This is a genomic window from Acinetobacter sp. WC-743 (assembly GCF_000335555.1).
GTDB lineage: Bacteria > Pseudomonadota > Gammaproteobacteria > Pseudomonadales > Moraxellaceae > Acinetobacter > Acinetobacter bereziniae.
Genome location: NZ_AMFQ01000101.1, coordinates 156,479 through 183,405, shown reverse-complemented (window position 1 = coordinate 183,405; position 26,927 = coordinate 156,479). Strand labels below are relative to the sequence as shown.

The following is a 26,927-nucleotide window of genomic DNA, read 5'->3' as shown; positions in this document are numbered from 1 at the left end:
CTATTGTCGCCAGCAAACTGTTATGGACTTTTTCGGGTCTTATGGGTATGCCTTACTTTGTTCCAAATGAGTTTAACAGAAGAACATTTGAGTTGATTTTAACATAAAGCATAGCTTTATGTCTTGCGCTCGGACAAACATAATTAATGTTTGTTTATTCCTCGCTCATGTAACTAGCTTTACAACTAAATCAAGTTTCTTTGATCTTTTATGAATCAAATGATGCTTCAATACAACTGCTTGGGTGTTGTATAGTCAAGCCTCACGAGCAATTAGTATTGGTCAGCTTCATGCGTCACCGCACTTCCACATCCAACCTATCAACGTCGTAGTCTTCAACGGCTCTTTAGAGGACATAAAGTCCTAGGGAAATCTTATCTTGAGGTAGGCTTCCCGCTTAGATGCTTTCAGCGGTTATCCCTTCCGAACATAGCTACCCGGCGATGCGACTGGCGTCACAACCGGTACACCAGAGGTTCGTCCACTCTGGTCCTCTCGTACTAGGAGCAGATCCTCTCAAATTTCCAACGCCCACGGTAGATAGGGACCGAACTGTCTCACGACGTTCTAAACCCAGCTCGCGTACCTCTTTAAATGGCGAACAGCCATACCCTTGGGACCTGCTTCAGCCCCAGGATGAGATGAGCCGACATCGAGGTGCCAAACACCGCCGTCGATATGAACTCTTGGGCGGTATCAGCCTGTTATCCCCAGAGTACCTTTTATCCGTTGAGCGATGGCCCTTCCATACAGAACCACCGGATCACTAAGACCTACTTTCGTACCTGCTCGACTTGTGGGTCTCGCAGTTAAGCGCGCTTTTGCCTTTATACTCTACGCGTGATTTCCGACCACGCTGAGCGCACCTTCGTACTCCTCCGTTACTCTTTAGGAGGAGACCGCCCCAGTCAAACTACCCACCAGACATGGTCCTCGTCCCGGATAACGGGACAGAGTTAGAACCTCAATATTACCAGGGTGGTATTTCAAGGATGGCTCCATAGCAACTGGCGTCGCTACTTCTAAGCCTCCCACCTATCCTACACAAGTAAGATCAAAGTTCAATGTCAAGCTGCAGTAAAGGTTCACGGGGTCTTTCCGTCTAGCCGCGGGTACACCGCATCTTCACGGCGATTTCGATTTCACTGAGCCTCTGCTGGAGACAGCGCCCCCATCATTATGCCATTCGTGCAGGTCGGAACTTACCCGACAAGGAATTTCGCTACCTTAGGACCGTTATAGTTACGGCCGCCGTTTACTGGGGCTTCGATCAAGAGCTTCGCTTACGCTAACCCCATCAATTAACCTTCCAGCACCGGGCAGGCATCACACCCTATACGTCCACTTTCGTGTTTGCAGAGTGCTATGTTTTTAATAAACAGTTGCAGGGGCCTGGTTTCTGTGGCTGCCAATAGCTCAAGGAGCAAGTCCTATCACCGTCAGCAGCGTACCTTCTCCCGAAGTTACGGTACCATTTTGCCTAGTTCCTTCAGCAGAGTTCTCTCAAGCGCTTTGGTCTACTCGACCTGACCACCTGTGTCGGTTTCGGGTACGATTCCTGTGTAACTGAAGCTTAGAGACTTTTCCTGGAAGCATAGTATCAGCCACTTCACGAGTAAACTCGCTTGCTATCAGTTCTCAGCATAGAGCACCCCGGATTTGCCTAAGATGCATGCCTACAACCTTTCACCTGGACAACCAACGCCAGGCTGACTTAACTTTCTCCGTCCTCTCATCGCATTACACAGAAGTATTGGAATATTAACCAATTTCCCATCGACTACGCCTCTCGGCCTCGCCTTAGGGGTCGACTCACCCAGCCCCGATTAACGTTGGACTGGAACCCTTGGTCTTTCAGCGAACGGGTTTTTCACCCGTTTTGTCGTTACTCACGTCAGCATTCGCACTTCTGATACCTCCAGCATGCTTCTCAACACACCTTCATCGGCTTACAGAACGCTCCCCTACCACGTATACAATGTATACATCCGCAGCTTCGGCATATAGTTTTAGCCCCGTTACATCTTCCGCGCAGGCCGACTCGACTAGTGAGCTATTACGCTTTCTTTAAAGGGTGGCTGCTTCTAAGCCAACCTCCTAGCTGTCTATGCCTTCCCACATCGTTTCCCACTTAACTATAATTTTGGGGCCTTAGCTGGCGGTCTGGATTGTTTTCCTCTTGACTACGGACGTTAGCACCCGCAGTCTGTCTCCCGGATAGTACTCATAGGTATTCGGAGTTTGCATCGGTTTGGTAAGTCGGGATGACCCCCTAGCCGAAACAGTGCTCTACCCCCTATGGTATTCGTCCGAGGCGCTACCTAAATAGCTTTCGGGGAGAACCAGCTATCACCGAGTTTGATTAGCCTTTCACCCCTATCCACAAGTCATCCCCTGGCTTTTCAACGACAGTGGGTTCGGTCCTCCAGTTAGTGTTACCCAACCTTCAACCTGCTCATGGATAGATCACCCGGTTTCGGGTCTATACCCAGCAACTAAACGCCCTATTAAGACTCGATTTCTCTACGGCTCCCCTATACGGTTAACCTTGCTACTGAATATAAGTCGCTGACCCATTATACAAAAGGTACGCAGTCACCGAACAAGTCGGCTCCCACTGCTTGTATGCATGCGGTTTCAGGATCTATTTCACTCCCCTCACAGGGGTTCTTTTCGCCTTTCCCTCACGGTACTGGTTCACTATCGGTCAGTCAGGAGTATTTAGCCTTGGAGGATGGTCCCCCCATATTCAGACAAGGTTTCACGTGCCTCGCCCTACTCGTCATCATTATATGTGCACTTTCGTGTACGGGACTATCACCCTCTACGGTAGCACTTCCCAGAGCTTTCCGCTAATACACATATAACTTAATGGGCTGATCCCCGTTCGCTCGCCGCTACTGAGGGAATCTCAATTGATTTCTTTTCCTAAGGGTACTGAGATGTTTCACTTCCCCTCGTTCGCCTCGCATGACTATGTATTCATCATGCGATACCTACCTTATGGTAAGTGGGTTTCCCCATTCAGAAATCTCCGGATCACAGGATATTTGCCGCCTCCCCGAAGCTTATCGCAGGCTATTACGTCTTTCATCGCCTCTGACTGCCAAGGCATCCACCACATGCACTTAATTACTTGACTATACAACCCCAAACAGTCGTTAATCCCTACAAGGAGGATCAACAATGTGGATTTAACCACTTCTATTTGTTGCCTGTGAACTTAATCACTGTACAGCTTCAATTTAATTCATATACCAAAACGCTTGATTCAGTTTTATCGCTAGTTCTCATTTCATTCCGCTTTAACAATTGCTTGTTAAGCTTCATAAAACGAGTTAAACAATTATTTCAACTCAAATATATTCTGTTAATGATTCTCTACCGCCTCGTCAGCGAGTAGTTCACTGTGATAAATCACAGAAGTTAATAAACTCTATAAACTTCAGTTCATTAATTTCTATAATCAATCTTTTTTTAATCAGGTAACTGCGTAGTAGTGGTGGAGACTAGGAGAGTCGAACTCCTGACCTCCTGCGTGCAAAGCAGGCGCTCTACCAACTAAGCTAAGTCCCCAGCTTAAGATCTTAATATATCTGCTCTTCTGTGTTCAGTAGACTTGGTGGGTCTGACAAGACTTGAACTTGTGACCCCACGCTTATCAAGCGTGTGCTCTAACCAACTGAGCTACAGACCCTCAGATACATCAATGAAGAACAACTTGTTGTGGATTCTTACCAATCGTCAATCTTTCGTTAAGGAGGTGATCCAGCCGCAGGTTCCCCTACGGCTACCTTGTTACGACTTCACCCCAGTCATCGGCCACACCGTGGTAAGCGTCCTCCTTACGGTTAGACTACCTACTTCTGGTGCAACAAACTCCCATGGTGTGACGGGCGGTGTGTACAAGGCCCGGGAACGTATTCACCGCGGCATTCTGATCCGCGATTACTAGCGATTCCGACTTCATGGAGTCGAGTTGCAGACTCCAATCCGGACTACGATCGGCTTTTTGAGATTAGCATCCTATCGCTAGGTAGCAACCCTTTGTACCGACCATTGTAGCACGTGTGTAGCCCTGGTCGTAAGGGCCATGATGACTTGACGTCGTCCCCGCCTTCCTCCAGTTTGTCACTGGCAGTATCCTTAAAGTTCCCATCCGAAATGCTGGCAAGTAAGGAAAAGGGTTGCGCTCGTTGCGGGACTTAACCCAACATCTCACGACACGAGCTGACGACAGCCATGCAGCACCTGTATGTAAGTTCCCGAAGGCACCAATCCATCTCTGGAAAGTTCTTACTATGTCAAGACCAGGTAAGGTTCTTCGCGTTGCATCGAATTAAACCACATGCTCCACCGCTTGTGCGGGCCCCCGTCAATTCATTTGAGTTTTAGTCTTGCGACCGTACTCCCCAGGCGGTCTACTTATCGCGTTAGCTGCGCCACTAAAGTCTCAAAGACCCCAACGGCTAGTAGACATCGTTTACGGCATGGACTACCAGGGTATCTAATCCTGTTTGCTCCCCATGCTTTCGTACCTCAGCGTCAGTATTAGGCCAGATGGCTGCCTTCGCCATCGGTATTCCTCCAGATCTCTACGCATTTCACCGCTACACCTGGAATTCTACCATCCTCTCCCATACTCTAGCTCCCAGTATCGAATGCAATTCCCAAGTTAAGCTCGGGGATTTCACATCCGACTTAAAAAGCCGCCTACGCACGCTTTACGCCCAGTAAATCCGATTAACGCTCGCACCCTCTGTATTACCGCGGCTGCTGGCACAGAGTTAGCCGGTGCTTATTCTGCGAGTAACGTCCACTCATCTTGGGTATTAACCAAAAGAGCCTCCTCCTCGCTTAAAGTGCTTTACAACCATAAGGCCTTCTTCACACACGCGGCATGGCTGGATCAGGGTTCCCCCCATTGTCCAATATTCCCCACTGCTGCCTCCCGTAGGAGTCTGGGCCGTGTCTCAGTCCCAGTGTGGCGGATCATCCTCTCAGACCCGCTACAGATCGTCGCCTTGGTAGGCCTTTACCCCACCAACTAGCTAATCCGACTTAGGCTCATCTATTAACGCAAGGTCACAAGTGATCCCCTGCTTTCCCCCGTAGGGCGTATGCGGTATTAGCATCCCTTTCGAGATGTTGTCCCCCATTAATAGGCAGATTCCTAAGTATTACTCACCCGTCCGCCGCTAGGTCAATTACCGAAGCAATCTCCCCCGCTCGACTTGCATGTGTTAAGCCTGCCGCCAGCGTTCAATCTGAGCCATGATCAAACTCTTCAGTTAAAATCATTAGTGACTTAAGGTCACAATTCTGGCTCATCAATGTACTGACAAATTCTCTCAAATAAACTTCGAGTAATTTAAACCAATCAATCAATGATAATATTTCGATCAATCAATCAGTAAAAATCCACACAAGTTGTTCTTCATATTCTCTTAATGATCTTCTTCATGCTTCGTCAGCATCAAGCTAGGTCGGCTATATTACTCTCTATCTCTAGAAAGTCAACTGTGATTTCAAATTATTTTTTAAACTTCCTTTCTAAAACCCAACTTAATCAATTCAACCAAGTCATTGTTTTATCAGAAGTTTTAATCTTCATCACCGCCGATGGATGTGCATTCTACAGCATTCCTAACCTAACACAACCCCCTTTTTTAATCTTTCTGTTCGGATGGATATTTTTTCCTCAAATTCACCCTTTTTTTTGCTTTTTTATCTATTTTTTGAGCATTATGAGCGCAGGTTGGCTCGATTTACTGGATAATTTATTTTCTTTATCGATTTCTTGCCACTTTAAAGGGCGACAATCAATATATTCACAATAACCACTTTCGCCTTGGTAGCTTTGTTCATTGATTTGCAGTTGATAGCTAAAACTACCAACATAGCCTGCCGCTAAACCAAATTTATAATCACCCCGACTTTGAGCTTGGATACTGATAGAAATTTTTTCATCTTGGTATTGCCACTCAAACTCTCTGGGCAAATACATTTCTTGTTGGTTAACCGTTTTTACTTTAGGGAAAACACGCTGAATATTAAATACAACTTGTCGATCAAACATTTTGGCTTCAAGTGTTTGAATATTTCGCATATAGATACGAGAATGCAAGGTGTTATTCATTTGGTCACAACTATAAACACAAATGATTTGTAACTCATCATTCAATTGAATGAGTTGATAAGTGTAGAGCGCATAAGGAAGATATGGAAAATTCACCATACGCATATATTCAAAAGCCGCGTATTGTTGAATATCATATTTTTGATCTTTGTATTGGATACAACCTTCACAGTGCGCAACCAAAGACCAATTCTCAGCAAAACCAAATTTCAAATGAATAAAATGCGAAACCAAAGGCAAAGTCGTGATCTTTAAATCAAAACTTAATTCCCTATCCCACCTTCGCATTACAAAATTTGGAATTTTTCCAAAAACCTGTTCTTTTTGACCAAACTCAAATTTTACTTTGGATTGATCATCAACCTGAAACTGACAATCATGCTGAATCGAATAGCCATTGAGTTGTCCCACCATATGGGCACTTGTACTGCCCAATACAGTGGCAGTATCTAAAGCAGTGGTCGAGATTTCATTTTGATTGCAGAAAACAGCGTTATTCGGTTGCCCGATCAAACTATAGAAATTGAGATAATGTAATGGAGCCGGTAAGTTAGCCAAAACCAACTTTTGATGCGCAATTTTGTATTTATCTTTGGGAGGGTGATAGCAAAGTTCAGTGGGCGTTTGAGCTTGATTCAGTTGTTTAGACTGATCTAAGAAATCTTGAAACAACCGCATATCAAGCTCCTTACCATAGGTTTTATTTTATATCTTATTTAACCGTATTCTTTCTTGCCAAGAATGTTGTTACAAAACCAGAAATAGCATAGATAATTGAAATCACCAATATGCCTACAGGAATATTATAAGTCATTGCTGCAAGGATAAATACAGCGATTGGCAATACAAAGAATGGTACTCGCTTACGATCCACTGTTTTAAATGAATAGTATTTAATATTGGAAATCATCAACAAACCAACGGCAATAATGACAAACGCATTGGTTGCCTGAATAGCACCATCTTTAAGATTAAAAATATAACTGAAATCTTGTCCAACCCAAACCCATGCGATAATAATGATTGCAGCCAAAGGACTCGCAACACCGATAAAATAACGTTTATCGACCACACCAATTTGTACGTTAAAACGTGCTAAACGAAATGCAGCACAAGCCGTATAAACAAAACAGGCAGCCAAACCAATTCTACCTAAATCATGCATACTCCAGCTATACATTAAGATAGCAGGTGCAACACCAAACGCCAGCAAGTCTGAAAGTGAATCGAATTGCTCACCAAAGGCACTCTGTGCACCAATTGCACGTGCCACTCGACCATCCAAACCATCAAATAATGCTGCAAGGAAAATGGCATAAATCGCTTGAGTAAAATCACCATTCATACTGGCAATAATGGAATAAAAGCCTGATAACAACGCTGAAGTTGTAATCAGGTTCGGCCACAAATAGATCCCGCGACGTTTTACTTTTTGCCCTTCATGCGTATGCTCTTCCTCTTCAACCTCAAAAGTAATGCCATCAAATCCAAGGTCTTGGTTTGAAGAGTTTGGGCTTTCTGGTTTATTTATATTTGTCATTTTCGAATCCTATCTATGGCTCTTATTTTGGAGCTGTTGATATCTCACCTAAGATTTTATCACATTCATTTCTAAGTGAAATTGATACGAATTACTCAAATTATTTGGTCATAATTTGTAATTCGCATCATTATTCACCTTTCTAGCTATTGCCAGAAATGAATTATTCGCCCACCAACCAACGCACAGCAGCATGCCCACCATTTTCACTCATGCGCAAATGTGGGAATAACCATTGCAATGCTTCATCCGCATCTTCAGAAAATTTCCATGGTGGATTGATGACCAACAAACCACAACCATTTAATCCAACTGGCGTATCGTCGGGCCATACACAAACTTCACAAATCAACTGACGGCGAATCCCTGTTTTAATCATTTTCTTTTCAAAACGTTCAATCATGGCACGGTCTTTGATCGGATACCAAATTGCGAATACACCTGTAGACCATTTTTTATATGCAGCAGCGATTAATTCAACCAGTTGCGGAAAATCTTTACGTTCTAACTCATAAGGTGGATCAATCATCACCAAACCACGTTTTTCTTTTGGTGGAATTACCCCTAAAAGCCCTTCGTATGCATCACGTTCATGCAAGCCTGCACGTTTGTCGCGGATATTAAAATACAATTGCTGAAACACATCACGTTGCATTTCAAAGATTGTTGCCTTGTCTATATCTCGCATTGCTTCAAGTGCAAACCAAGGTGAGCCTGGATAAGCACCTTTTCCAGAACCTGCACGCATATCTTCAACCACTTTGAGGTATTGTTTTACCCCTTCTGGTGCATTGCGTTTAATTGAATCATCAAGCTTAACGAGACGATGAATGCCCGTTAAGAATTCACCTGATTTTTGCGCTTCAGATGTAGATAAATCGTATTTGCCCGCACCACCATGTGTATCTATATAACGATAGGGTTTGTCTTTAGCATTGAGACGTGTCAATAGTTGGAGCAATAACACATGTTTCATGACATCGGCAAAGTTGCCTGCATGGAAATGGTGACGGTAATTCATGTTTCGATTAATTCCTGAGTTCAATGGTTATTTTAACACGAAAAAATATTTCTTCACTGTCCATCGTTTGTTCTAATATAGCAACAGCCCTTCAAACACTAATTTTTGGTTATTTATGGAAGCACTTTCCCTCCCAAAGTCATGGAATGTTGATCAAATTCTTGATGATTTAGATCAACATGGATTTACTGTTATTGACCATGCCTACCCGGCTGACTATGTACAACAATTGATGCAAGAGTGTACCGAAAATTTAAACCGTTTCCGTGATGCGGCAATTCAAAATGGTGTAATCAGCAAGATTCGCAGTGATCATATTTTATGGATCAATGAAGATTTAGAAATTGCTCAACAGCATATCCAAGCGTTGCAACAGCTCGTTCAAATTTTCAATGCAACATTTTACTTGGGAATCAAAGAAATCGAAGCTCATTTTGCTTGCTATAACGCAGGCGAGTTTTATGCCTTGCATCGAGATAATCCTCAAGGCAAAAATGGTCGTATGATTTCTACAGTGTATTATTTACATAATGAATGGCAGGATAACTGGGGAGGTAAATTGCATTTACAAGACAAAAATAATGTATGGCATACTTTAGAACCCAAACCCAATCGAATCGCCTTATTCCAAAGCGACTTATTGCATGAAGTTCTTGAAGCTAAACATCAACGACTTTCAATTACAGCATGGCTCAGAAGCGATACCCCTATCCTATAAGTGCTTTAACGAAAAGATCAGCCATATTGCAAGTTCTTGTAGTTATAAAAGCTTTTAGGACTATTGAATAGCTTTGACCGTTTGGGTCTTGAGTATTTAAATATGCAACGCTCCATCTCAAAGTAATCGGCTTTAAATTATTGAAATAGACCTCATAATAGAGTGTAGAAATTAAGAGGATTCAGCATATGTTTGATAATACAAAACAAATCATCTCGCGCATTGGTGAAACTGATCAATTGTATTTGTCAGGCAATACACCTGAACTTGCACTTGAACGTGGTGATCTACGTTTACAGTTAGTCACGCAAAGTCATTCAAAACAGGAACAGATACACTTTTTACAAGAAGCGATTGTATTGCTTGAAACTGCGCGTCTGGAATACGAAGAAATGCCGATGTCATTGTATATACAGCTTTCTTTGCATTTAGCCAAAGCCTATATGATTTACTTTGAACTGACTAAAGAATCGCGTTATGCCCTGATCACACAGCAAATCTTGAAACCGATGACTCAACATGAGCATGCGGATATTTACTTTATGTTGGCTTATGCTTCTGTAAGCAAGCATGATTTTGCTTTGACTCGTCATTGGTTAAATAAATATATCAAAACTGCAGATTTTGATTTAACACTACTTCGACAACATCATGCTTTTCAACCTGTTCGAAGTGAACCTTGGTTCAGCCAAATGATCCAAAGTAAATTACACTAAGCATTTGGTGTAAAGTCACCATGACATAAACTGGCAACCCTTAAAAAAGAAAAGATGGCTAGTGTAGCCATCTTTTTTGTTGCGCTTGGGAAAAGTGAAAGCGTTAAGCTGTTTGTAATTTATAAGCATCTAAATGGAGTTGTTGGTTTAACTCGTCAATCCAAATTGCCCAATCATCATCTTGCACCAAATGACTGATTAATAAATCACGCTGAGATCTATTCCAAAATGATGCTTCATGTAGAGACACATTTGCAGGTAGCTGGTGGGTTCGTACATAAAGTTCAATCGCTGCTGGACTATTGGCTAAACCCAGTTGGGAAAACAGTAACTCTAAGGATGGTTTGTTCGTCCTGAGCATATCGCCCTCCTTATATAAGTTTATTTGTCATTAGATATACAATTAACTTATAAGAAAGGTCATACAAAAGATAGTTGTATTTCTGGTTTTCTTGTTTCAATTTGTGATTAAAATTCAAACAAAGCTTGCTTCAACAGACAGTGTTTCATTGTATTGTGTTCAATTTCACCAATAAAAAAGCACTCTATGTCGAGTGCTTTTTCAAAACTAATCTTAAATAGATTAAATTTTTTAATTATTTAAGCATATCTGCAATTGCAGCACGCTCTTCTTCAAGTTCTTGAAGTGTTTTATCCATACGTTCACGGCTGAATGCGTCAATTTCTAAGCCTTCAACACGTTTGTATTCGCCATTTTCACAAGTTACTGGAACACCGTAGATTACGCCTTCAGGAATACCATAAGAACCGTCTGAAGGAATACCCATCGTTACCCATTCGCCATTTGTGCCGAGTGCCCAATCACGCATATGGTCGATTGCAGCATTTGCAGCAGAAGCAGCAGAAGAAAGACCACGTGCTTCGATGATCGCAGCACCACGTTTACCAACAGTTGGAAGGAATACGTTTGCGTTCCAATCAGCATCGTTGATTTTGTCTTTTAGGTTTTCGCCATTTGCAGTTGCAAAACGGTAGTCAGCATACATTGTTGGAGAGTGGTTACCCCAAACTGTAAGGTTTTTGATGTCAGCTACAGCAACACCAGCTTTTTGAGCAATTTGAGTTAACGCACGGTTGTGGTCAAGACGTAACATTGCAGTAAAGTTTTTCGCTGGAAGGTCTGGAGCAGATTTCATTGCGATATAAGCATTTGTATTTGCAGGGTTACCTACAACAAGTACTTTTACGTCACGGCTTGCTACTTCGTTAAGCGCTTGACCTTGACCAATGAAGATTTCACCGTTCACTTTCAACAAGTCAGCACGTTCCATACCAGGACCGCGTGGACGTGAACCAACCAATAACGCGTAGTCAGCATCTTTAAATGCAACTTTTGGATCATCAGTACCGATCATGCCAGCCAATAATGGGAAAGCACAGTCATCTAATTCCATCATTACGCCTTTAAGCGCAGCTTGAGCTTTCTCAAATGGAACTTCTAACAATTGCAAAATAACGGGTTGGTCTTTACCAAGCATTTCACCGCTAGCGATACGGAATAATAAGCTGTAACCGATTTGACCAGCTGCGCCAGTAACGGCAACGCGAACAGGTTGCTTCATGTAATTATCTCCAATGAGGATCGTTAATGTGATTAAACGGTTAAATCCGTTTTAATCGAATTATCATAAACGGCAAAGATTGTACTCCAATCCTTTGACACTTGCATGTAAAAGAGAATGAATTTCAACAAAAGTATGATAGGAAATATAAATAAAATAGCTCAAAAAGAATGGGTTCTAACGACAATTCAGCTCTATTTGTGAATATATCTGCTTTTTAGGGATGACCAGACACAAAATCTAAAATACCAACAGTGGCTAATATGTACCCTTGATTGAGAATGTATTTGGACAATTTGAAACAATATGATTCGAGCATTGCTTATACTGCCCATTGACCCGATAACACACTTGAACTTCAGTTAATACTGGATTTGATGATGAACTTTGACAAGTGAAGCGAATACTATCGTTGTTCATTCCTGGGTTTAATCTTACAAATTGTGTTTTTAAAGCATTGTGCTGAACGTTTTTATTTTCTGAACTGGTCAAATCTGCTGGAATTTTAAGTCGATCAGCCAAATTGATAACTGTTCTAAAATACTGACTGGCATTCATCGGGACACATCCCCCCACACTCCGCCAAAGTTGAATGCGGGCATTTTCCTCTGGCATCACTCGAGCTACGACCTTTGCCTGCAAAGGCGTTAAGCTTGCAGATGAATTGGTGGTGCAATTTCTCTCAGTTGTTTCGGGCAATAAACCTGAAATCGTTAATGAATATCCTTCTAAACATTTGCGTTGTTTTTGTTTAGATGAGTCCAAGGCACAAACCGCTGGCGTCAATTGCACCTGCATCACATAACCTTGTAATTGCGGTGCTGCATGTAACGGCACATTGACCAAAAAAAAACCCGCACAGCATACAGTCAATGCCGTGCAAAACTTCTTTAATTTACGCAAAATATTGAAAATCATTGATTTACTAACAAAGTTTCATCCAAATTTAAAGCGATTATTGTGATACACGAGTTGGAATCACAGGCATACGACTTTCAATGGCTTGAGGTCCTTGTCCTAATAAAATTCCATAATGCGCAGCATTGGTCATCACATTTTTTACATAGTCACGAGTCTCATTCAAAGGAATGGACTCTGTATACTGATCTGCTGAAAGATTTTGATAATCAGGTTGCCAACGTTTAGCACGGTTTGGTCCTGCGTTATAACCTGCTGTTGCCAAAACTGGATTACTGCTTAATTGCCCATGAATCATTGACAAATAGAAAGTACCATAACGAATATTGGTATTGGCATCACTGAGTGCAGCAGGATTATATGTTTCACCCATCTGTCTCGCCACCAATTTTGCCGTGCCTGGCATGATTTGCATCAAACCGCCCGCACCCACATGTGAACGAGCAGCGGTGACAAAACGACTTTCTTGGCGCATTAAACCATATGCCCAAGCAGGGTCAATCCCAGCATTTCGACTATGGCTAACGACTAAAGATTGATGTGGTGTCGCATAACGATAGGTATAGTTATGTTTCTTCTCTGTACGTTCTGCCGCATAAATTGCCCGATCATACCAACCCATATCAGTGGCACGTTTTGCAGCAGCAAGCAGTAATCCATCATCATGCTTCAAGTATGCCTGACGTACAGCCCAATTCCATTCTCTATTGGTATAGGTTGCTGGGGCATTGATATTACGTAAAGTAAACGCACGACGGAAATGAATATCACTATTTAAACGTTGTTGATCGTTAGTCGAGGGCTGCTCACTTGCTGGGCTATCATTATATTTTTGCCCCAAATGATCTTTGGCAAGCAAATTATGATAATCATCGCCTGACATAGCCAAACGCTGATAAATCTCACGTGCTGTTCTTTTCGATTGTGCATCACTACGTTGTTCAGACGCACGTGCTAACCAATATTGCCAACGATCTTCTTGTTTTTGCGTGACGCTCATACTGTCAATTGCACGAATCACACTTTCCCATGCACCAAATCGTATCGCTTGGCGTGCATACACCTCAGCTTCTTCAGCGCTAAAAGGCACGCCATAACTGGCATCAAAGTTTTGCAGTACTTCGCGATTAAAATTATTTTTCATGACTGTTGTGCCACCTATATAGCCCACAGTACGATAAATATATTTTTGCACGTCTTCTGGCACGCCCTGAACCAACTTAGGTACAGATTGCAAAGCACTGGTTAAATCTGTATCCGCTGCACGGCCCAAGGCATACACTAAATAGGCATAGTCTTGCACATTCGTTTTCGGTGCTGACCATAAGTAATTGAGTGGATTTGCTTGAATTTGATTTAACTGGGTCAAAGATAAATTAATACCAATTGATTGTGCTGTCGCTATAGCCAAACCAGATTGTCCTGCTCTTAATTGTGCATAAAGACGTTGTTGACGATCTTGTGTCGTCATCAGTGGACTAGACAACATCATCCGCCCCAAACCATTACAAGATTCAGGTTGAGTGTTGGTCGTCAGCCAAACATCTTTGAATTCAGCAAAAACCAAGGCATCGCCTGTTTTGGCACGAACTTGTGCAACTGCACAGCGTTCTGCTTGGTCTGGATTGGTGACATATTGCAATACAGGTTGGGCACTTGAAAAATCTGCTTGTTTGACTTTTTCTTCCACATAGTCTGCCGCTAACTTTTCAGCCATTGCCGATTGTGGGTAACGTTGCGCAAAGCTAATAATGTTGCCAGCAGGTTGAAAAGCAAGATTAGCATTCAACATCCAATATTCAGGATAGTAGCCTAAAGCATCATTTTGCATTGAAACACGGTACTGTTCTAAAGCACTCGAATTATTCGCATTACGCAAAGCATCGTTAAACTGCTCTTCAGCAGCATAAGTCACTTGCAGGCTTGTGCATGCAACTGTGCCTAAAAGGTAAAGTTTTAATTTATTTTGCTTAAGTTGCTGCTTTAACACCGTTTTTCTCTCAACCTGCATGATGTGCCTTGACTTGCTGATGCACTTATTTGTGCCTAGTTTAATTATTCTAATCCATTTCTACTGTTGTGTTATGTAACCTCATGATTCATCATTAATAATCTATTCTGTTTTTCTTGATTTTTTTCATTTGTGTTCCCGACTGTTCTTAAGCGAGCAGTGATGTTTAAATATTTCCCTGAATTCTATTTAAATGCTGTAAAATAGCGCGCCTTTTGCGAGTCTGTTAAAATAACAAACTCAATGCGAATTTAAAATTCCCTTTATTCATAGGATAGACCCCTCCATGACGGTTCAAACCTTCATTCCAAATGGTGCCAAAGCTGCCTCAGAAAACACTGTAACCCAGCCACAGCACACCCCAGCCGACGGTACGGTTAAAAAACTGTATATCGAAACGCAAGGGTGTCAGATGAATGAGTATGACAGTCATCGTATGGCAGATCTTTTAGGCGACTCACACGGTTATGTGCTCACAAGCGATCCAAGTGATGCAGATATTCTACTGATGAATACCTGTTCAATCCGTGAAAAAGCGCAAGAAAAAGTATTTTCGGAATTAGGACGCTGGCGCAAACTTAAAGAAAAAAATCCTGATCTTGTTATTGGTGTCGGCGGTTGTGTTGCTTCACAAGAAGGTGACAACATCCAAAAGCGTGCGCCTTATGTTGATATGGTTTTTGGTCCACAAACTTTGCATCGTTTACCGCAAATGTTAGATCAACATGTTGATCAAATTGAAAAACCTAAAAAAGATAAAATTAAGCTGGTGGATATCTCATTCCCTGACATTGAAAAGTTCGACTTTTTGCCTGAACCGCGCGTAGAAGGCTACAAAGCATTCGTTTCTATCATGGAAGGCTGTTCGAAATATTGTTCATTTTGCGTAGTTCCCTACACACGTGGTGAAGAAGTATCTCGTCCTCTGGATGATGTCTTGGCAGAAATTGCAGGTTTGGCTGAAAAAGGTGTGCGTGAAATTAGCCTACTGGGTCAAAATGTCAATGGTTATCGTGGTGAGACCTTTGAAGGCGAAATTTGCACATTCGCAGATTTATTGCGTCTTGTTGCAGAAATTCCAGGTATTGGTCGCTTACGTTATACCACCTCACATCCGCTCGAATTTAATGATGATTTGATTCAATGCTATCGCGACTTACCACAAATGGTTTCACATTTGCACTTACCTGTGCAAAGTGGCTCAAATGATGTTTTACAAGCGATGAAACGTAATCACACCATTGATGTTTATATCGAAAAAATTGCCAAATTGCGCAAAGTTCGCCCAGATATGCATTTATCTTCAGATTTCATCATCGGTTTTCCGGGGGAAACAGATGCGCATTTTGAAGAGACTTACCAGTTTATCCAAGATTTAGACTTTGACCATTCTTATAGTTTTGTATATTCAAAGCGTCCAGGCACACCTGCATCTGAATTACCAGATGACACACCTGATGAAGTGAAAAAGGAACGTTTAGCCAAAGTTCAGCATTGGATTAAGCAATCCAGTATCCGTAAAACAGATGCTATGTTGGGTACTATTCAACGCGTTTTGGTTGAGAATGTTTCGAACAAAGATCCAAATTTATTGGTGGGTACAGCCGACAATACACGTTTAGTAACATTTGTAGGTGATGCCTCTTGGGTCGGACGCTTTGCAGAGATTGAGATTACGGAGATTAAGACCTTAAATTTAGTTTACGGAGAACTCTTGAATCTTGAGCCTGACGTGGCGTAATGTAAGGGTATAGACTTTACTTTTAAAAAGGATATCTCTTGACTGCAGCGATTCGACGTACAGTAGCTTTTCCAGGTATTTCAGTTGAACGTTTAAAAAGCATGCTTGGTGCTTATAACGGTCATCTGAAACAAATCGAACAACGTTTAAATGTCAGTATTTCACACCGTGGCGACAGCTTTTATATTGATGGTGAATTAGAAGCAGTGGAGCGAGTTGAAGGCTTATTGCAGCGTTTGCATGCTGAAGCAGAACTCTCTCAAGAAATCAGTGCTGATACGATCCATTTAATGATTCAAGGCAGTCAAACTGACCGCGAGTTACAAGAAGACCTTTCGGACAATGAGCACACAGGCTTAGATGAAGTCTGGTTGCAAACCCGCAAAGGTCGAATTAATCCTCGTGGTGCCAATCAAAAGCGTTATGTACAACGCATTTTACAGAGTGATATTTCTTTCGGGATCGGTCCTGCGGGTACAGGGAAAACCTATCTTGCCGTTGCTGCCGCTGTCGACATGCTCGAACGCAACGAAATTCAACGTATTCTTTTGGTTCGCCCTGCTGTTGAAGCTGGCGAAAAATTGGGCTTTTTACCGGGTGACTTGAGTCAAAAGATCGATCCTTATTTACGTCCACTCTATGATGCACTCTATGAGATGCTTGGCTTTGAAAAAGTTGCAAAACTTATCGAACGCCAAGTCATTGAAGTCGCACCACTTGCTTATATGCGTGGTCGAACATTAAACCACTCATTCGTGATTTTAGATGAAGCTCAGAACACCACGCCAGAACAGATGAAAATGTTCTTAACGCGACTAGGTTTTGGTTCTCGTGCAGTCATCACAGGTGATATTACACAGGTCGATTTACCACGAGGACAACAGTCTGGTCTGGCACACGCCTTACGAATCATCGAAAAAATCAAGGAAATTCATATCACACGTTTCCATTCTCGGGATGTGGTTCGTCATCAGCTGGTACAGAAAATCGTCGAAGCTTATGAAGGATGGGACAGTGAACAATATCGTTTAAGTGCTGAAGCACGTGCTGAACGTAAAGCGCGTCAGGAAGCCTTAATTGCTGAAAATGATTCTGCGGCAGATGCTCAACACCAAGACGCAGTTGCTTCAAATCAGGAAAATGTTTAAGGATTGTTTTTGAAACTTAGCTTATCGTTACAACAATCGTTTGAAGCACCAACTCTGGTGCTCAAACGTGCCTATTTAAAGAAAGTCATTGAAACCACTTTACGTCATATCGAAGTTGATCAAGATTGTGAAATTGGAATCGCTTGTGTAGATAATGACGAAAGCCATCAGTTAAACGCTGAATATCGAAAAAAAGACAAACCCACCAATGTGTTGTCTTTTCCAAGTGATATCCCTGAAGAAGTGCTACCACTTTTGGATGCGTTACCTTTAGGTGATTTAGTCATTTGTATCCCGGTGGTGTTGCAAGAAGCCATTGAACAGCAAAAAACGCCGATTGAACATTTTACCCATATGTTGGTTCATGGAACACTGCACTTGATGGGTTATGATCATGAAACTTCAGATCAAGATGCCGAAGAAATGGAAGCATTAGAAATCGAAATATTAAACAAACTTGGTTTCGAAAATCCCTATTCCGTAAAGGAAGATTGATCCTCCAATCAAACTGAAATCCTTCTAAAAAGAAGGATTTTTTATTTCATCAATATAGTACCTATGCACATCATTACCACGCACCACTCGCACGCATAGCGATACCTTAGAATCACCAAATATAAATCAACCTAAGTATATAGTTTGGTATTTTTCATCATAGATGGTCGTACTTACATATGACATGTGGATGCCTTCCAATGCATGGAAGACTCAAAATATATGAATTGTAGCGCTCACACAGCATCAGTAAATCCTAAGCACCAGCGACACAAAATATTTTAGACTGCACGTTTAAGACTTCAAAAAATATTATCGAAAACTTTCCCAAATTCCAATTTGACCTTCTTTCACGTGTGGAATATTGCCCAGTTTAATCCAGGGCATATTATCTCCATGAAAATCACTGCCTACTGAAACCTTTAATGCATGTTCAGCAATCATTCGATCAACCATTTGGCGTGTTGAAGCGGTTTCAATCGCAGGAGGTAACTCAATAGCATCGCCCCCGTGTTGAGCAAATAATTCAATCAAATAACGAATATTGGTTGCTGATAAATCATAGCGTGTAGGATGTGCCAATACCGCAAAGCCCTGACTTTCATGAATTACTTGTATGGTTTCTGCCAAGCCTAAACCATCAAACTTCACATAAGCTTTTTTGCCCTCTTTGATGTATTTATCAAATGCTTGCTGCGCGCGCTGCACAATGCCCTTTTCAACCAATGTTTTCGCAATATGCGTTCGTGTAATTCGATCAGGCTCACCATCTACCTTTGCCACAACATCGGCATAAATATCTTGGTGAATCAAAGGAATCAACAACTCACAAATTTCCTTTGCTCGTTCCGCACGAATTTTTTTCTGTGCGGTTAAAAGCCGTTGTAAAGGTTCAGGATTTTGCATATTGAGTGCAACGATATGTACGCCATAACTCTTTTTTGTGGCGGGTCTAGACCACTGACTCGAGATTTCTACACCTGAAATGATTTGAATTGGTTGATTTTTTGCAAATTGTTCAGCTTGTATTAAGCCATCCATGCTATCGTGGTCCGTCAATGCAAGCGTATGTATGCCTTTTTCGATGGCAGCTTCAACCAGTAATGCTGGTGTTAAAGTTCCATCAGAAATATTACTGTGAGTATGTAAATCTATGCCTTGCATCTTTTATACTATCCCATCAACCTGAACAGACTAGATACTTTAACATGAAAGCACTTTTAGACTTTGTGCCCCTCATAATTTTCTTTTATTTATACAAAACGGTTGATCCCAAAGATGTTGATCATCCCTTACTACAGTTGATCGGCTCAGCAGGTGGTGTAAATAACAATAACATTCTTGTTGCAACAACAGGTTTGATTATTTCAATGCTTGTTGTCTATGGTGCTTTATTCATTTCACAAAAATTCCGTCTGGATAAACAACAATGGTTTGTTTTATTTATGACTGTGATTTTTGGTGGAATCACTTTAATGTTAAGTGATGACTTCTATATTCGCTTAAAAGCTGCAATTCTGAATTTAGTTTTTGCAGGCGCTTTCTTGCTTTCTCCTTATTTTGGTAAAGATAAAAAACCACTCATTCAACGACTATTTGGTCCGGTTTTAGACCTGACTGAAAAAGGTTGGAAAAATTTAAACTTTGCTTGGGCAGCGATGTTCATTGTGATGTCAGGTTTACATGTTTTCTTTGCTTTTTTATTTGCAGACGGCAAATATTGGGGAGAATTTACAGCATTTGGTGACATGATTGTGATGTTTTCCTTTATCATTATCCAGTTTGTTATATTACGAAAACACTTCAAGTCAGGCGACGAATAAAGTGTTTTAGAAAAATCGAGAAATATCATGCCATTATTTGTAATTACCTGTACTGATCACGAAGGTACAGTAGAAAAACGTCTTGCTGTACGTCCACAGCATTTGGCTCGACTAGAAAAATTAGATGCTGAAGGTCGTGTTATTGTGGCTGGAGCAATGCCCGTTGATCGTGAAAATCCCCAAGCAGGTTTTTATGGCAGTACGATGATTCTTGATTTTGAAAGTCGTGAGGCATTAGATGAATGGCTGAAAGACGAACCTTTCCTTAAAGAAGGAATTTATCGTCATATCGATGTTAAGCCATTCAATAAAGCATTACCTAAGGGATAACAAAATGCGCGTTGTCGTTCAAAGCTTACTTCGTCTGACTTTAAGTTCTACGATACTTCTATCTCCTATGTTATGGGCAGAGCCAACACAGGCACTCACAGCTCAAACAACGACAGCAGCGCCTTCCGCTCAGGCGAATCCAACTGTCGCGCCACCAAAACCCAATATCATTCCTGCAGTTGCTGGTGCAAATGCGACAGTTCAAACTCAGGCACAGGCACAAGAAAATAAACCTTTAACTGCTGAACAAATTGTCAAGGAAAAAGCGTCTCAAGATGCCAAAGTCAAGGCTTTAGTTAAAGACCAAGCAACTCGGTTGCAACAGCTTGAAAAAGCCAATTTAGAAGCCTTGGCGCAGAACCAAGAATTACAATTGAAAAATGATAATCTTGGAGTGCAGGTTCAAGTCCTACAAAGTGAACAAAGCGCACAAATGTTTTTATATGGTGCAGCTACCATTGCCGTGGGTGTATTACTTGGCTTTTTAATCGCAAGCTATATCTATACCAAACGCCGTCGTCAGTGGTAAACCACGATCAAGACCGCATTCATCCAGATACTCTAATGCCCTCCACGTATAAAAGTTGTTTTCGACATTTTTATGCCTGCAGGGCATTCTTATTGAAATATGTTTTAGAACAGCTAGACTACATTTAAATGCGATTTACCTACTGGAAAAAGTTGTAAATAGTATCTAGCGTCAAATCAAGTGTTGTAAATCTCCATGATCTGTTGGCATCATAATGCTCTATCGTTTTGAATATGAATAATTTCAAGCGTTCTCCACATCTCAATCATTAAAAGGTAATTCACGTTGTCAAATGCCATTCAAACTGCCGACTTAGACTGGCAATGTGTTGATGGAATTGAAGTTCCAATTTCAAAACAATTTGGTGATGTCTATTTTTCAAAAGACAATGGACTACTAGAAACACGACATGTTTTTTTGAATGGCAATGACCTTGAAACCAGACTAGGGGCTTTGCGTGATTTTGAGTATTTTTGTGTAGGTGAGACAGGTTTTGGTACAGGGCTCAATATTCTCGCCTTATGGCAACTTTGGCAACAGGTTCGTCCCGATAATCATAGTCACTTACACGTCATCAGCGTCGAAAAGTTCCCACTGTCTAAGCAAGATTTAATTCGTGCTTTAGCAGTCTGGTCTGAGCTAAAAGGTTTTTCACAACAACTGATTGAACAGTACCTCTTACCAATTGCAGGATGCCATCGTTTAAACTTTCCTGAAGCCCGATTTTCAATTGATCTTTGGTTAGGTGATGCACATGATGTCTTTCCCCTTATTGCAAAAACCCATCCCGTCAATGCATGGTTTTTAGATGGTTTTGCGCCTTCATGCAATCCTGACATGTGGGAAGCCAATGTTTTAAACAATCTCATCAGACTTTCTGACATAGGAACAACATTTGCCTCATTCAGTGTAGCAGGCGTGCTTAAGCGCGGTTTAACACAACACGGTATCACCATTTCACGTCCACGTGGTTTTGGACATAAACGCGAGATGTTAAAAGCGATTTGGAATGCGCCTGAGACCATTGCAGAACAAAGCCAAGAACAACAACTACACATTCATCCCACCTCAACAGATCATTTTGATCAACGTCAAATTGCGATTATTGGCGCAGGAATTGCGGGTTTAAGTTGTGCATGGGGTTTAGCTCAACGTGGACATCAAGTTACGATTTACGAGCAATCTGCCCCATTATCAGGTGCATCTGGTAATCCCTTGGCATTGCTCAATCCAAAACTCAGCCCGATTGAGCAGAGTTCAGAACATTTAATGACCTTAGCTTGGCAATATGCGCTTAATCATTATCAAAATTTTAGTGCCTTTCGTCCGATTGCCGTTCAGCAACTGGCACAAAAAAATCCGGATGAATTGCTTCACTTAGCGAGTGAATATCCTCAAGATTTACTTAAAGCACAAACAGCAGAACAACTCGATCTGCACACTCAATACAAAAGTTTGCAGTTGACTCAAGCAGGTTCAGTCTATCCGCAACAACTCAAAGATCAAATTCTTGAACATCCGTTGATTCAATTAAAACATGCCAAAATCGAAAATATTACTCAAACAAATGTTCAGCGACTGACCTTATTCGATCATCAGCATAGCCCTCTGGGCGACTTTGACCATGTGATTGTTTGCTGTGCCAAAGACAGCCAACATTTTTTTGAAAACTTTCCCATACTTAAACCCATCCGTGGGCAAGTGAGTTGGCTCAACAACAGTCAACACAAACTCAATCCCAAACATGCTTATAGCTACGGCGGTTATTGCATGCAACTTGATGATCAACAGTTGATCTTAGGCGCTTCTTTTTATCCTAATCGAGATGATACTGAAGTATTAGCGGAAGACCATGTGCATAACTATGATCTTATCCACAGTGTATTTCCACAATATGCAGAAAGGCTCGCACCTGTTGCAGAATGGCATGGTCGTGCATCCGTACGTGCGCAGAGTTTGGATTATTTCCCATTACTCGGAAAAGTTGAGAAAGACAAAGAAATTTATACTTTTTCAGGACTGGGTTCTAAAGGCTTTTTATTTGCACCGCTGTGTAGTGAAGTTTTGATTGCAATGATTTTAAATGAAGCTTGCCCTGTGCCAGAAACGCTTTTGAGAAAATTGGATATCAAACGTTTCAATAAAAAACTAAAACCAAAGAAACCATACTTCAAGCCAAATCATGTTGATCGTTAATCACATCTACTGACAATAAAAAAGCGCCTTTCGGCGCTTTTTTACGAACCTTGTTCTAATGGTAAGCCTGCATCACGTGCAGCACGAGTACCGCCCATAAGCACGACATAATCGCGAGAACCATCTAAACTTTCTAATTTTTCAGCAGCACGAGGTGCCTTACTTCCACCACCACATAAGATGTAGATGGACTGATCCGAATTCACTTGAGTCAAGCTCTCTGCACTTAGGCTATCGATGGGCTGATTTACAGCACCTTTCACATGACCTTCAGCAAAGGCTTTTGCGTCACGAACATCCCAGATAATGGCATCTTCTGGGAACTCAAATGTTGTAATTTCTAATTTACGGATCATTGTGCACTCCTTTGATGTAAACAACACTTGGCAAATGAAGAAAACATCCCTAGCATCTCAGATATTCTTTCTATTTGTAAAGGTCTAAACTATGCCATCTTTCGATATTGTTTCAGAATTAGAGATTTTTGAAGTCAATCATGCGGTTCAAAACACCCAAAAAGAAATTGCTACACGCTTCGACTTCCGTGGTCAGGATGTTTCTATCGAGATCAACGAAAAAGCCAAAGAGATTAAAATCTCAACTGAAAGCGATTTCCAATGTGAACAGGTTTATAGCATGCTTGAAAATCATTTCTTTAAACGTAAAGTTGATATCCAAGCACTTGATCCTCAAAAAATGACGGCTTCAGGTAAGAATGTTATTCAAGTGATCAAACTCAAAGATGGACTTGACTCAGATACCGCAAAAAAAATTAATAAAGCCATTAAAGAAAGCGGCGTCAAAGTGCAATCTTCTATCCAAGGTGACAAGATTCGTGTAACGGATAAAAAGCGCGATACATTACAGCAAGTTATGGCGTTTTTAAAAGAACAACAGTTCGGTGTACCTTTACAATTTAACAACTTCAAAGACTAAAGTCTTTAATAGCCCTATAGGTTAAGACATGACTCAGACCAATCGTTTATCTAAACTTGTAAAAGCGACTTCTAAATTCCCTAAAGGCATTCGTAGTACGCTCTGGAGTAAAGCCTTTGGTCGAGTTGTCCCTATGGTGGGTACAGCCAATATTAAATACCTCGAGGTCAGCTCTTCAAAAGTGGTGGTGGAGATTAAAAACCATCGCGCTATGCAAAATCATATTGGTCAATTACACGCTGTTGCGATGGCATTAATTGCAGAAACAGCCACAGGTTTTGTGACAGGAATGAATGTTCCTGATAGCTCAATTGTATTGATCAAAAGTATGCATATTGACTACAAACGCCCATCTAAGGGTGACATGACAGCAACAGCTACCCTTAGCCCTGAACAAATTTTAGAAATGCAAACGTCTGAAAAGGGTGAAACCCTAGTTCCAGTTACGATTATGGATGAATCAGGCAAAGAACCTGTAGAATGCCAAATGGTTTGGGCATGGGTATCTAAAGATCGCCTAAAAAATAAATAAATGTAAATAAAACTTACTTTTAAGTAAGTATAAAAATTACTAAAGTCCCCATAATAAATGACGATTGGCAACTATATTCATCAATATTTATTCATCAAGATGATGTTAAAACATCATCTTGAAATATTGAGAATAATCATGAAATCCAATATCCCACGTAAATTAATTGTATTGATGCTCATGTTGAGTCCTGTTTTATTTTTAACAGCATGTGCCCAAAATCAAATCAACTCTAACCTCACTAACAACAGCACAAAAGTCGTGGCGGCAAACCAGCTTGCACAACAGAACAAAGCGCTTGTGACTGATTTTTATGAGGGTGTATTTCAGAAACACCAAGTCAAAACTTATGCTGATCGCTATATTGGTGAACAGTATATTCAGCACAACCCACGTGTTCCTGACGGCAAAGCACCATTTGTGAACTACTTTACCCAATATTTTCAAGACAATCCGGAAGCAAAAAGTGTGATTAAACGTGCGGTCGCTGAAGGAAATTTAGTATTTCTGCATGTTCATTCCACAATGAATCCACAAGATCGAGGTGTTGCGATTATCGACATTTTTAGAGTTGAAAATGGCAAGATTGTTGAACACTGGGATGTACGACAACCCGTTCCTGAGACAAGTGCCAATCAAAACACCATGTTCTAAAACAGCAAATCTGTACTGTTCGAACGCATAAAAAAAATCCCAAACAATGTTGGGATTTTTTAATTTGAAGCCATCACACTGTTTGTGATGCAAGGTGCTTTTGTTTGACATCCTCAGGAATTTGTCGTTTATTCCCTGTAACGTCTACAGCAACAAAAGTGAATACACCTGCTGTTACACGCTTGGCAGCACGTGAACTGTCGTGACTGTCCCACACTTCAATCTGCATTTGAATGGAGGTATTCCCCACTTTTAAAATTTTGGTATAACAACTAATCACATCACCCACTTTCACTGGAACAAGGAAAGTCATTTGATTAATCGAAATAGTTGCACAACGCCCTTTACTAAAACGTTCTGCATGAATAGCGCCAGCCAAGTCCATTTGTGAAACAATCCAACCACCAAAAACATCACCACTCCAGTTTGTATCCGCTGGCATTGCGATGGTTTGTAAAGACAGTGTACCTTCAGGTTTTACATGAGAATCTGACACAATAACTCCGAGCCCGTGAATTACTTAAGGGCATTCAATTGTTGATCTAACCATTCTTGTAATTGGTTAGCCCGTAACGCACCGCTAATTCTAGCAACTTCTGTGGTTTTATTCATTAAAACCAAGGTTGGTATGCTACGAATATTAAATGCACTACTCAAACGAGGGTTGGCTTCTGTATCAATTTTGGCAAAAACCACATTGGGATTACTGCCCGCCACTTGGGCAAAATGAGGTGCCATCATTTTGCATGGACCGCACCACTCTGCCCATAAATCTATCAGGATAGGTAAGTCACTGTGACTCACAAAATTACTAAAATTCTGTTCATTTAATTCAATTGGAGCAAGTGGTATAAGATTTTGATGGCATTGCCCACAACTCGGCTGCGCATTCAGCTTGTCTTCAGGAACACGGTTTTTTGCGCCACATGATGGACATACGATAATCATCTAGCTCACTCCTATATGTTGGTGTAAAAAGTCTAATTGGGTCAAAATTGCTTTTTCCAACCATTTCCCGTGATAAATATCAAAATGCGCCATATCCCACTCATGATATTGCACAAAAGGTGCTATGTTCGTCGCCGTTTCTCGACTAGATTCTATTGGGATAAAACTGTCTTTTTTAGAAGCAATAAATAACACTGGAATATTTATACTTCTTACTGTCTGAATCGGTCTAAAACGAATTAAGTTAAAGAAAACACGTGCAGGAACTTCACCACTCCAAAAATAATCGGGATGTACAATCGACATATAACCGCTGTAGCTATCTTTGGTTGGAATGAAGCAAAGATCATAGGGATGCACGACAGGTAAGGTACGTGGCAGCATCCCAACTTTTGCCCCCATATAATCTTGACTGGATATTTTTAAAGCTTTAGGAAGCTGCTGAATCGGGAATGATTTTGCCGTTTCTGCCCCATCGACATAAGGTACCTGTACCATGATCCCTTGAACATTTTTAAGTTCACTGGCAAGGCTCAATACATAACCACCACTCAGCGATGTCCCCCATAACACCATTTTCTTAGAATTTATTTTCTTTTGTGTTGCCACATAATTAACGACCGTTTTCCAATCTTCCATCTGATTTTGTAAAGAAATCAGTTCACGGGGAAAGCCAGTACTCCCTCCCCAGAAACGATAGTCAAAGAGCACAACCGCATAACCAGCTTGCGCAAATTTTTGTGCATATGCAATCAGTCTAAATTGTCTGAGACAAGCAAAGCCATGTGCCATAATGATTACAGCTGGTTTCTTTAAGTTTTTAGGACGATAAAAATCTGCGGCTATAACTTCTTGCCCGATCGGGACATACAGTGGTTCAACTGTATATGCGTACATACACACTCCATTGCGTTATCTTTTATAGATATTTCTTTTATAAATCTTTTGT

At 41.2% G+C, this 26,927-nt stretch carries 24 protein-coding genes, 2 tRNA genes and 2 rRNA genes; 12 read left to right on the top strand and 16 right to left on the bottom strand.

Features of this window, described 5'->3' with window-relative positions:
- Nucleotides 1-251: 251 nt before the first annotated feature.
- The 7 genes from ACINWC743_RS16230 to ACINWC743_RS16200 form a co-directional block, all read right to left on the bottom strand.
- A 23S ribosomal RNA gene (locus tag ACINWC743_RS16230) occupies nucleotides 252-3,142 on the bottom strand.
- 358 nt (nucleotides 3,143-3,500) lie between these two features.
- A tRNA-Ala gene (locus tag ACINWC743_RS16225) sits at nucleotides 3,501-3,576 on the bottom strand.
- A gap of 44 nt (nucleotides 3,577-3,620) precedes the next feature.
- Nucleotides 3,621-3,697 (bottom strand) — tRNA-Ile (locus tag ACINWC743_RS16220).
- 59 nt (nucleotides 3,698-3,756) lie between these two features.
- Nucleotides 3,757-5,294 (bottom strand): 16S ribosomal RNA (locus tag ACINWC743_RS16215).
- The 16S and 23S rRNA genes sit together here with 2 tRNA genes alongside, the layout of an rRNA operon.
- 437 nt (nucleotides 5,295-5,731) lie before the next feature.
- Nucleotides 5,732-6,817 (bottom strand): DUF6670 family protein, encoded by a 1,086-nt coding sequence (locus ACINWC743_RS16210; RefSeq protein ID WP_009586143.1) that lies wholly within the window; start codon nucleotides 6,815-6,817, stop codon nucleotides 5,732-5,734.
- Between the two features lie 34 nt (nucleotides 6,818-6,851).
- Nucleotides 6,852-7,679, bottom strand: a complete 828-nt coding sequence (gene pssA, locus ACINWC743_RS16205; protein ID WP_009586159.1) for a CDP-diacylglycerol--serine O-phosphatidyltransferase — start codon at nucleotides 7,677-7,679, stop codon at nucleotides 6,852-6,854.
- A gap of 163 nt (nucleotides 7,680-7,842) precedes the next feature.
- Nucleotides 7,843-8,700 (bottom strand): 23S rRNA (adenine(2030)-N(6))-methyltransferase RlmJ, encoded by an 858-nt coding sequence (locus tag ACINWC743_RS16200; protein WP_005035691.1) that lies wholly within the window; start codon nucleotides 8,698-8,700, stop codon nucleotides 7,843-7,845.
- Nucleotides 8,701-8,815: 115 nt separating this feature from the next.
- Here ACINWC743_RS16200 and ACINWC743_RS16195 point away from each other — a divergent pair, with 115 nt between their 5' ends.
- The gene (locus tag ACINWC743_RS16195) at nucleotides 8,816-9,418 is read left to right on the top strand and encodes a 2OG-Fe(II) oxygenase (RefSeq protein WP_009586119.1); all 603 of its coding nucleotides are present in this window, start codon (nucleotides 8,816-8,818) and stop codon (nucleotides 9,416-9,418) included.
- A gap of 188 nt (nucleotides 9,419-9,606) precedes the next feature.
- Nucleotides 9,607-10,134, top strand: coding sequence for a hypothetical protein (locus tag ACINWC743_RS16190; RefSeq protein ID WP_004826727.1), 528 nt, complete (start codon nucleotides 9,607-9,609; stop codon nucleotides 10,132-10,134).
- 103 nt (nucleotides 10,135-10,237) lie between these two features.
- On the opposite strand, the gene ACINWC743_RS16185 is transcribed toward ACINWC743_RS16190, so the two are convergent.
- From ACINWC743_RS16185 to ACINWC743_RS16170, 4 genes are all read right to left on the bottom strand, one after another.
- Nucleotides 10,238-10,495, bottom strand: a complete 258-nt coding sequence (locus ACINWC743_RS16185) for a DUF2789 family protein (RefSeq protein ID WP_009586096.1) — start codon at nucleotides 10,493-10,495, stop codon at nucleotides 10,238-10,240.
- A gap of 235 nt (nucleotides 10,496-10,730) precedes the next feature.
- The gene (locus ACINWC743_RS16180) at nucleotides 10,731-11,717 is read right to left on the bottom strand and encodes a malate dehydrogenase (protein WP_004826724.1); all 987 of its coding nucleotides are present in this window, start codon (nucleotides 11,715-11,717) and stop codon (nucleotides 10,731-10,733) included.
- 258 nt (nucleotides 11,718-11,975) lie between these two features.
- On the bottom strand, nucleotides 11,976-12,635 hold the full coding sequence (locus tag ACINWC743_RS16175) for a ribonuclease T2 family protein (RefSeq protein WP_009586073.1): 660 nt from the start codon (nucleotides 12,633-12,635) through the stop codon (nucleotides 11,976-11,978).
- A gap of 37 nt (nucleotides 12,636-12,672) precedes the next feature.
- On the bottom strand, nucleotides 12,673-14,646 hold the full coding sequence (locus ACINWC743_RS16170; protein WP_009586130.1) for a lytic transglycosylase domain-containing protein: 1,974 nt from the start codon (nucleotides 14,644-14,646) through the stop codon (nucleotides 12,673-12,675).
- A 286-nt stretch (nucleotides 14,647-14,932) separates the two neighbouring features.
- On the opposite strand from ACINWC743_RS16170, the gene miaB reads away from it, so the two are divergent.
- Genes miaB through ybeY form a run of 3 tightly spaced genes read left to right on the top strand, consistent with a single transcriptional unit; the run spans nucleotide 14,933 to nucleotide 18,030 of the window.
- Complete coding sequence (miaB, locus tag ACINWC743_RS16165) at nucleotides 14,933-16,387, top strand: tRNA (N6-isopentenyl adenosine(37)-C2)-methylthiotransferase MiaB (RefSeq protein ID WP_004826717.1); 1,455 nt, start codon at nucleotides 14,933-14,935, stop codon at nucleotides 16,385-16,387.
- Nucleotides 16,388-16,425: 38 nt separating this feature from the next.
- Complete coding sequence (locus ACINWC743_RS16160) at nucleotides 16,426-17,535, top strand: PhoH family protein (protein ID WP_005035687.1); 1,110 nt, start codon at nucleotides 16,426-16,428, stop codon at nucleotides 17,533-17,535.
- A gap of 9 nt (nucleotides 17,536-17,544) precedes the next feature.
- A complete protein-coding gene (gene ybeY / locus ACINWC743_RS16155; RefSeq protein ID WP_004826711.1) occupies nucleotides 17,545-18,030 on the top strand; it encodes an rRNA maturation RNase YbeY in 486 nt (161 codons plus the stop codon).
- 312 nt (nucleotides 18,031-18,342) lie between these two features.
- Here ybeY and ACINWC743_RS16150 read toward each other — a convergent pair whose 3' ends face one another.
- Entirely contained in the window at nucleotides 18,343-19,194 is an 852-nt protein-coding gene (locus tag ACINWC743_RS16150; RefSeq protein WP_004826709.1) for a PHP domain-containing protein, read from the bottom strand.
- Nucleotides 19,195-19,238: 44 nt separating this feature from the next.
- Here ACINWC743_RS16150 and ACINWC743_RS16145 point away from each other — a divergent pair, with 44 nt between their 5' ends.
- The 4 genes from ACINWC743_RS16145 to ACINWC743_RS16130 all read left to right on the top strand — a co-directional run bounded on the left by ACINWC743_RS16145 (nucleotide 19,239) and on the right by ACINWC743_RS16130 (nucleotide 22,908).
- Nucleotides 19,239-19,853 (top strand): inner membrane-spanning protein YciB, encoded by a 615-nt coding sequence (locus ACINWC743_RS16145; RefSeq protein ID WP_009586145.1) that lies wholly within the window; start codon nucleotides 19,239-19,241, stop codon nucleotides 19,851-19,853.
- Nucleotides 19,854-19,880: 27 nt separating this feature from the next.
- Nucleotides 19,881-20,183 (top strand): YciI family protein, encoded by a 303-nt coding sequence (locus ACINWC743_RS16140; RefSeq protein ID WP_009586094.1) that lies wholly within the window; start codon nucleotides 19,881-19,883, stop codon nucleotides 20,181-20,183.
- Nucleotides 20,184-20,187: 4 nt separating this feature from the next.
- Nucleotides 20,188-20,712, top strand: coding sequence for a hypothetical protein (locus tag ACINWC743_RS16135; RefSeq protein ID WP_004826701.1), 525 nt, complete (start codon nucleotides 20,188-20,190; stop codon nucleotides 20,710-20,712).
- 285 nt (nucleotides 20,713-20,997) lie between these two features.
- Entirely contained in the window at nucleotides 20,998-22,908 is a 1,911-nt protein-coding gene (locus tag ACINWC743_RS16130; protein ID WP_009586111.1) for a bifunctional tRNA (5-methylaminomethyl-2-thiouridine)(34)-methyltransferase MnmD/FAD-dependent 5-carboxymethylaminomethyl-2-thiouridine(34) oxidoreductase MnmC, read from the top strand.
- 41 nt (nucleotides 22,909-22,949) lie between these two features.
- On the opposite strand, the gene ACINWC743_RS16125 is transcribed toward ACINWC743_RS16130, so the two are convergent.
- Entirely contained in the window at nucleotides 22,950-23,264 is a 315-nt protein-coding gene (locus tag ACINWC743_RS16125; RefSeq protein WP_005035678.1) for a rhodanese-like domain-containing protein, read from the bottom strand.
- Between the two features lie 91 nt (nucleotides 23,265-23,355).
- Between ACINWC743_RS16125 and ACINWC743_RS16120 the strand changes: the two genes are divergently transcribed.
- The 3 genes from ACINWC743_RS16120 (at nucleotide 23,356) to ACINWC743_RS16110 (ending at nucleotide 25,030) form a co-directional block, all read left to right on the top strand.
- Nucleotides 23,356-23,844 carry a YajQ family cyclic di-GMP-binding protein gene (locus ACINWC743_RS16120; protein WP_004826694.1) on the top strand — a complete coding sequence of 163 codons (489 nt, stop codon included), beginning with the start codon at nucleotides 23,356-23,358 and terminating at the stop codon, nucleotides 23,842-23,844.
- Nucleotides 23,845-23,872: 28 nt separating this feature from the next.
- Nucleotides 23,873-24,376, top strand: coding sequence for a DUF4442 domain-containing protein (locus ACINWC743_RS16115; protein WP_009586131.1), 504 nt, complete (start codon nucleotides 23,873-23,875; stop codon nucleotides 24,374-24,376).
- 138 nt (nucleotides 24,377-24,514) lie between these two features.
- Nucleotides 24,515-25,030, top strand: coding sequence for a nuclear transport factor 2 family protein (locus ACINWC743_RS16110; protein WP_009586183.1), 516 nt, complete (start codon nucleotides 24,515-24,517; stop codon nucleotides 25,028-25,030).
- Between the two features lie 73 nt (nucleotides 25,031-25,103).
- Here the strand turns inward: ACINWC743_RS16110 and ACINWC743_RS16105 are convergent, their stop codons facing one another.
- From ACINWC743_RS16105 to ACINWC743_RS16095, 3 genes are all read right to left on the bottom strand, one after another.
- Nucleotides 25,104-25,472: an acyl-CoA thioesterase gene (locus ACINWC743_RS16105; RefSeq protein WP_181447883.1), complete on the bottom strand. Its 369-nt coding sequence runs from the start codon at nucleotides 25,470-25,472 to the stop codon at nucleotides 25,104-25,106.
- A gap of 74 nt (nucleotides 25,473-25,546) precedes the next feature.
- Nucleotides 25,547-25,978, bottom strand: coding sequence for a thioredoxin TrxC (gene trxC, locus ACINWC743_RS16100; protein ID WP_004826686.1), 432 nt, complete (start codon nucleotides 25,976-25,978; stop codon nucleotides 25,547-25,549).
- Nucleotides 25,979-26,875, bottom strand: a complete 897-nt coding sequence (locus tag ACINWC743_RS16095; protein ID WP_009586087.1) for an alpha/beta hydrolase — start codon at nucleotides 26,873-26,875, stop codon at nucleotides 25,979-25,981. It lies immediately after the preceding gene.
- Between the last annotated feature and the right edge of the window lie 52 nt (nucleotides 26,876-26,927).

Excerpts from the sequence above, each read along its gene's own strand:
- ACINWC743_RS16210 (WP_009586143.1), bottom strand. The coding sequence starts at position 6,817 with ATGCGGTTGTTTCAAGATTTCTTAGATCAGTCTAAACAACTGAATCAA.
- pssA (WP_009586159.1), bottom strand. The coding sequence starts at position 7,679 with ATGACAAATATAAATAAACCAGAAAGCCCAAACTCTTCAAACCAAGAC.
- ACINWC743_RS16200 (WP_005035691.1), bottom strand. The coding sequence starts at position 8,700 with ATGAATTACCGTCACCATTTCCATGCAGGCAACTTTGCCGATGTCATG.
- ACINWC743_RS16195 (WP_009586119.1), top strand. The coding sequence starts at position 8,816 with ATGGAAGCACTTTCCCTCCCAAAGTCATGGAATGTTGATCAAATTCTT.
- ACINWC743_RS16190 (WP_004826727.1), top strand. The coding sequence starts at position 9,607 with ATGTTTGATAATACAAAACAAATCATCTCGCGCATTGGTGAAACTGAT.
- ACINWC743_RS16185 (WP_009586096.1), bottom strand. The coding sequence starts at position 10,495 with ATGCTCAGGACGAACAAACCATCCTTAGAGTTACTGTTTTCCCAACTG.
- ACINWC743_RS16180 (WP_004826724.1), bottom strand. The coding sequence starts at position 11,717 with ATGAAGCAACCTGTTCGCGTTGCCGTTACTGGCGCAGCTGGTCAAATC.
- ACINWC743_RS16175 (WP_009586073.1), bottom strand. The coding sequence starts at position 12,635 with ATGATTTTCAATATTTTGCGTAAATTAAAGAAGTTTTGCACGGCATTG.
- ACINWC743_RS16170 (WP_009586130.1), bottom strand. The coding sequence starts at position 14,646 with ATGCAGGTTGAGAGAAAAACGGTGTTAAAGCAGCAACTTAAGCAAAAT.
- miaB (WP_004826717.1), top strand. The coding sequence starts at position 14,933 with ATGACGGTTCAAACCTTCATTCCAAATGGTGCCAAAGCTGCCTCAGAA.
- ACINWC743_RS16150 (WP_004826709.1), bottom strand. The coding sequence starts at position 19,194 with ATGCAAGGCATAGATTTACATACTCACAGTAATATTTCTGATGGAACT.
- ACINWC743_RS16145 (WP_009586145.1), top strand. The coding sequence starts at position 19,239 with ATGAAAGCACTTTTAGACTTTGTGCCCCTCATAATTTTCTTTTATTTA.
- ACINWC743_RS16140 (WP_009586094.1), top strand. The coding sequence starts at position 19,881 with ATGCCATTATTTGTAATTACCTGTACTGATCACGAAGGTACAGTAGAA.
- ACINWC743_RS16135 (WP_004826701.1), top strand. The coding sequence starts at position 20,188 with ATGCGCGTTGTCGTTCAAAGCTTACTTCGTCTGACTTTAAGTTCTACG.
- ACINWC743_RS16125 (WP_005035678.1), bottom strand. The coding sequence starts at position 23,264 with ATGATCCGTAAATTAGAAATTACAACATTTGAGTTCCCAGAAGATGCC.
- ACINWC743_RS16120 (WP_004826694.1), top strand. The coding sequence starts at position 23,356 with ATGCCATCTTTCGATATTGTTTCAGAATTAGAGATTTTTGAAGTCAAT.
- ACINWC743_RS16115 (WP_009586131.1), top strand. The coding sequence starts at position 23,873 with ATGACTCAGACCAATCGTTTATCTAAACTTGTAAAAGCGACTTCTAAA.
- ACINWC743_RS16110 (WP_009586183.1), top strand. The coding sequence starts at position 24,515 with ATGAAATCCAATATCCCACGTAAATTAATTGTATTGATGCTCATGTTG.
- ACINWC743_RS16105 (WP_181447883.1), bottom strand. The coding sequence starts at position 25,472 with ATGCCAGCGGATACAAACTGGAGTGGTGATGTTTTTGGTGGTTGGATT.
- trxC (WP_004826686.1), bottom strand. The coding sequence starts at position 25,978 with ATGATTATCGTATGTCCATCATGTGGCGCAAAAAACCGTGTTCCTGAA.
- ACINWC743_RS16095 (WP_009586087.1), bottom strand. The coding sequence starts at position 26,875 with ATGTACGCATATACAGTTGAACCACTGTATGTCCCGATCGGGCAAGAA.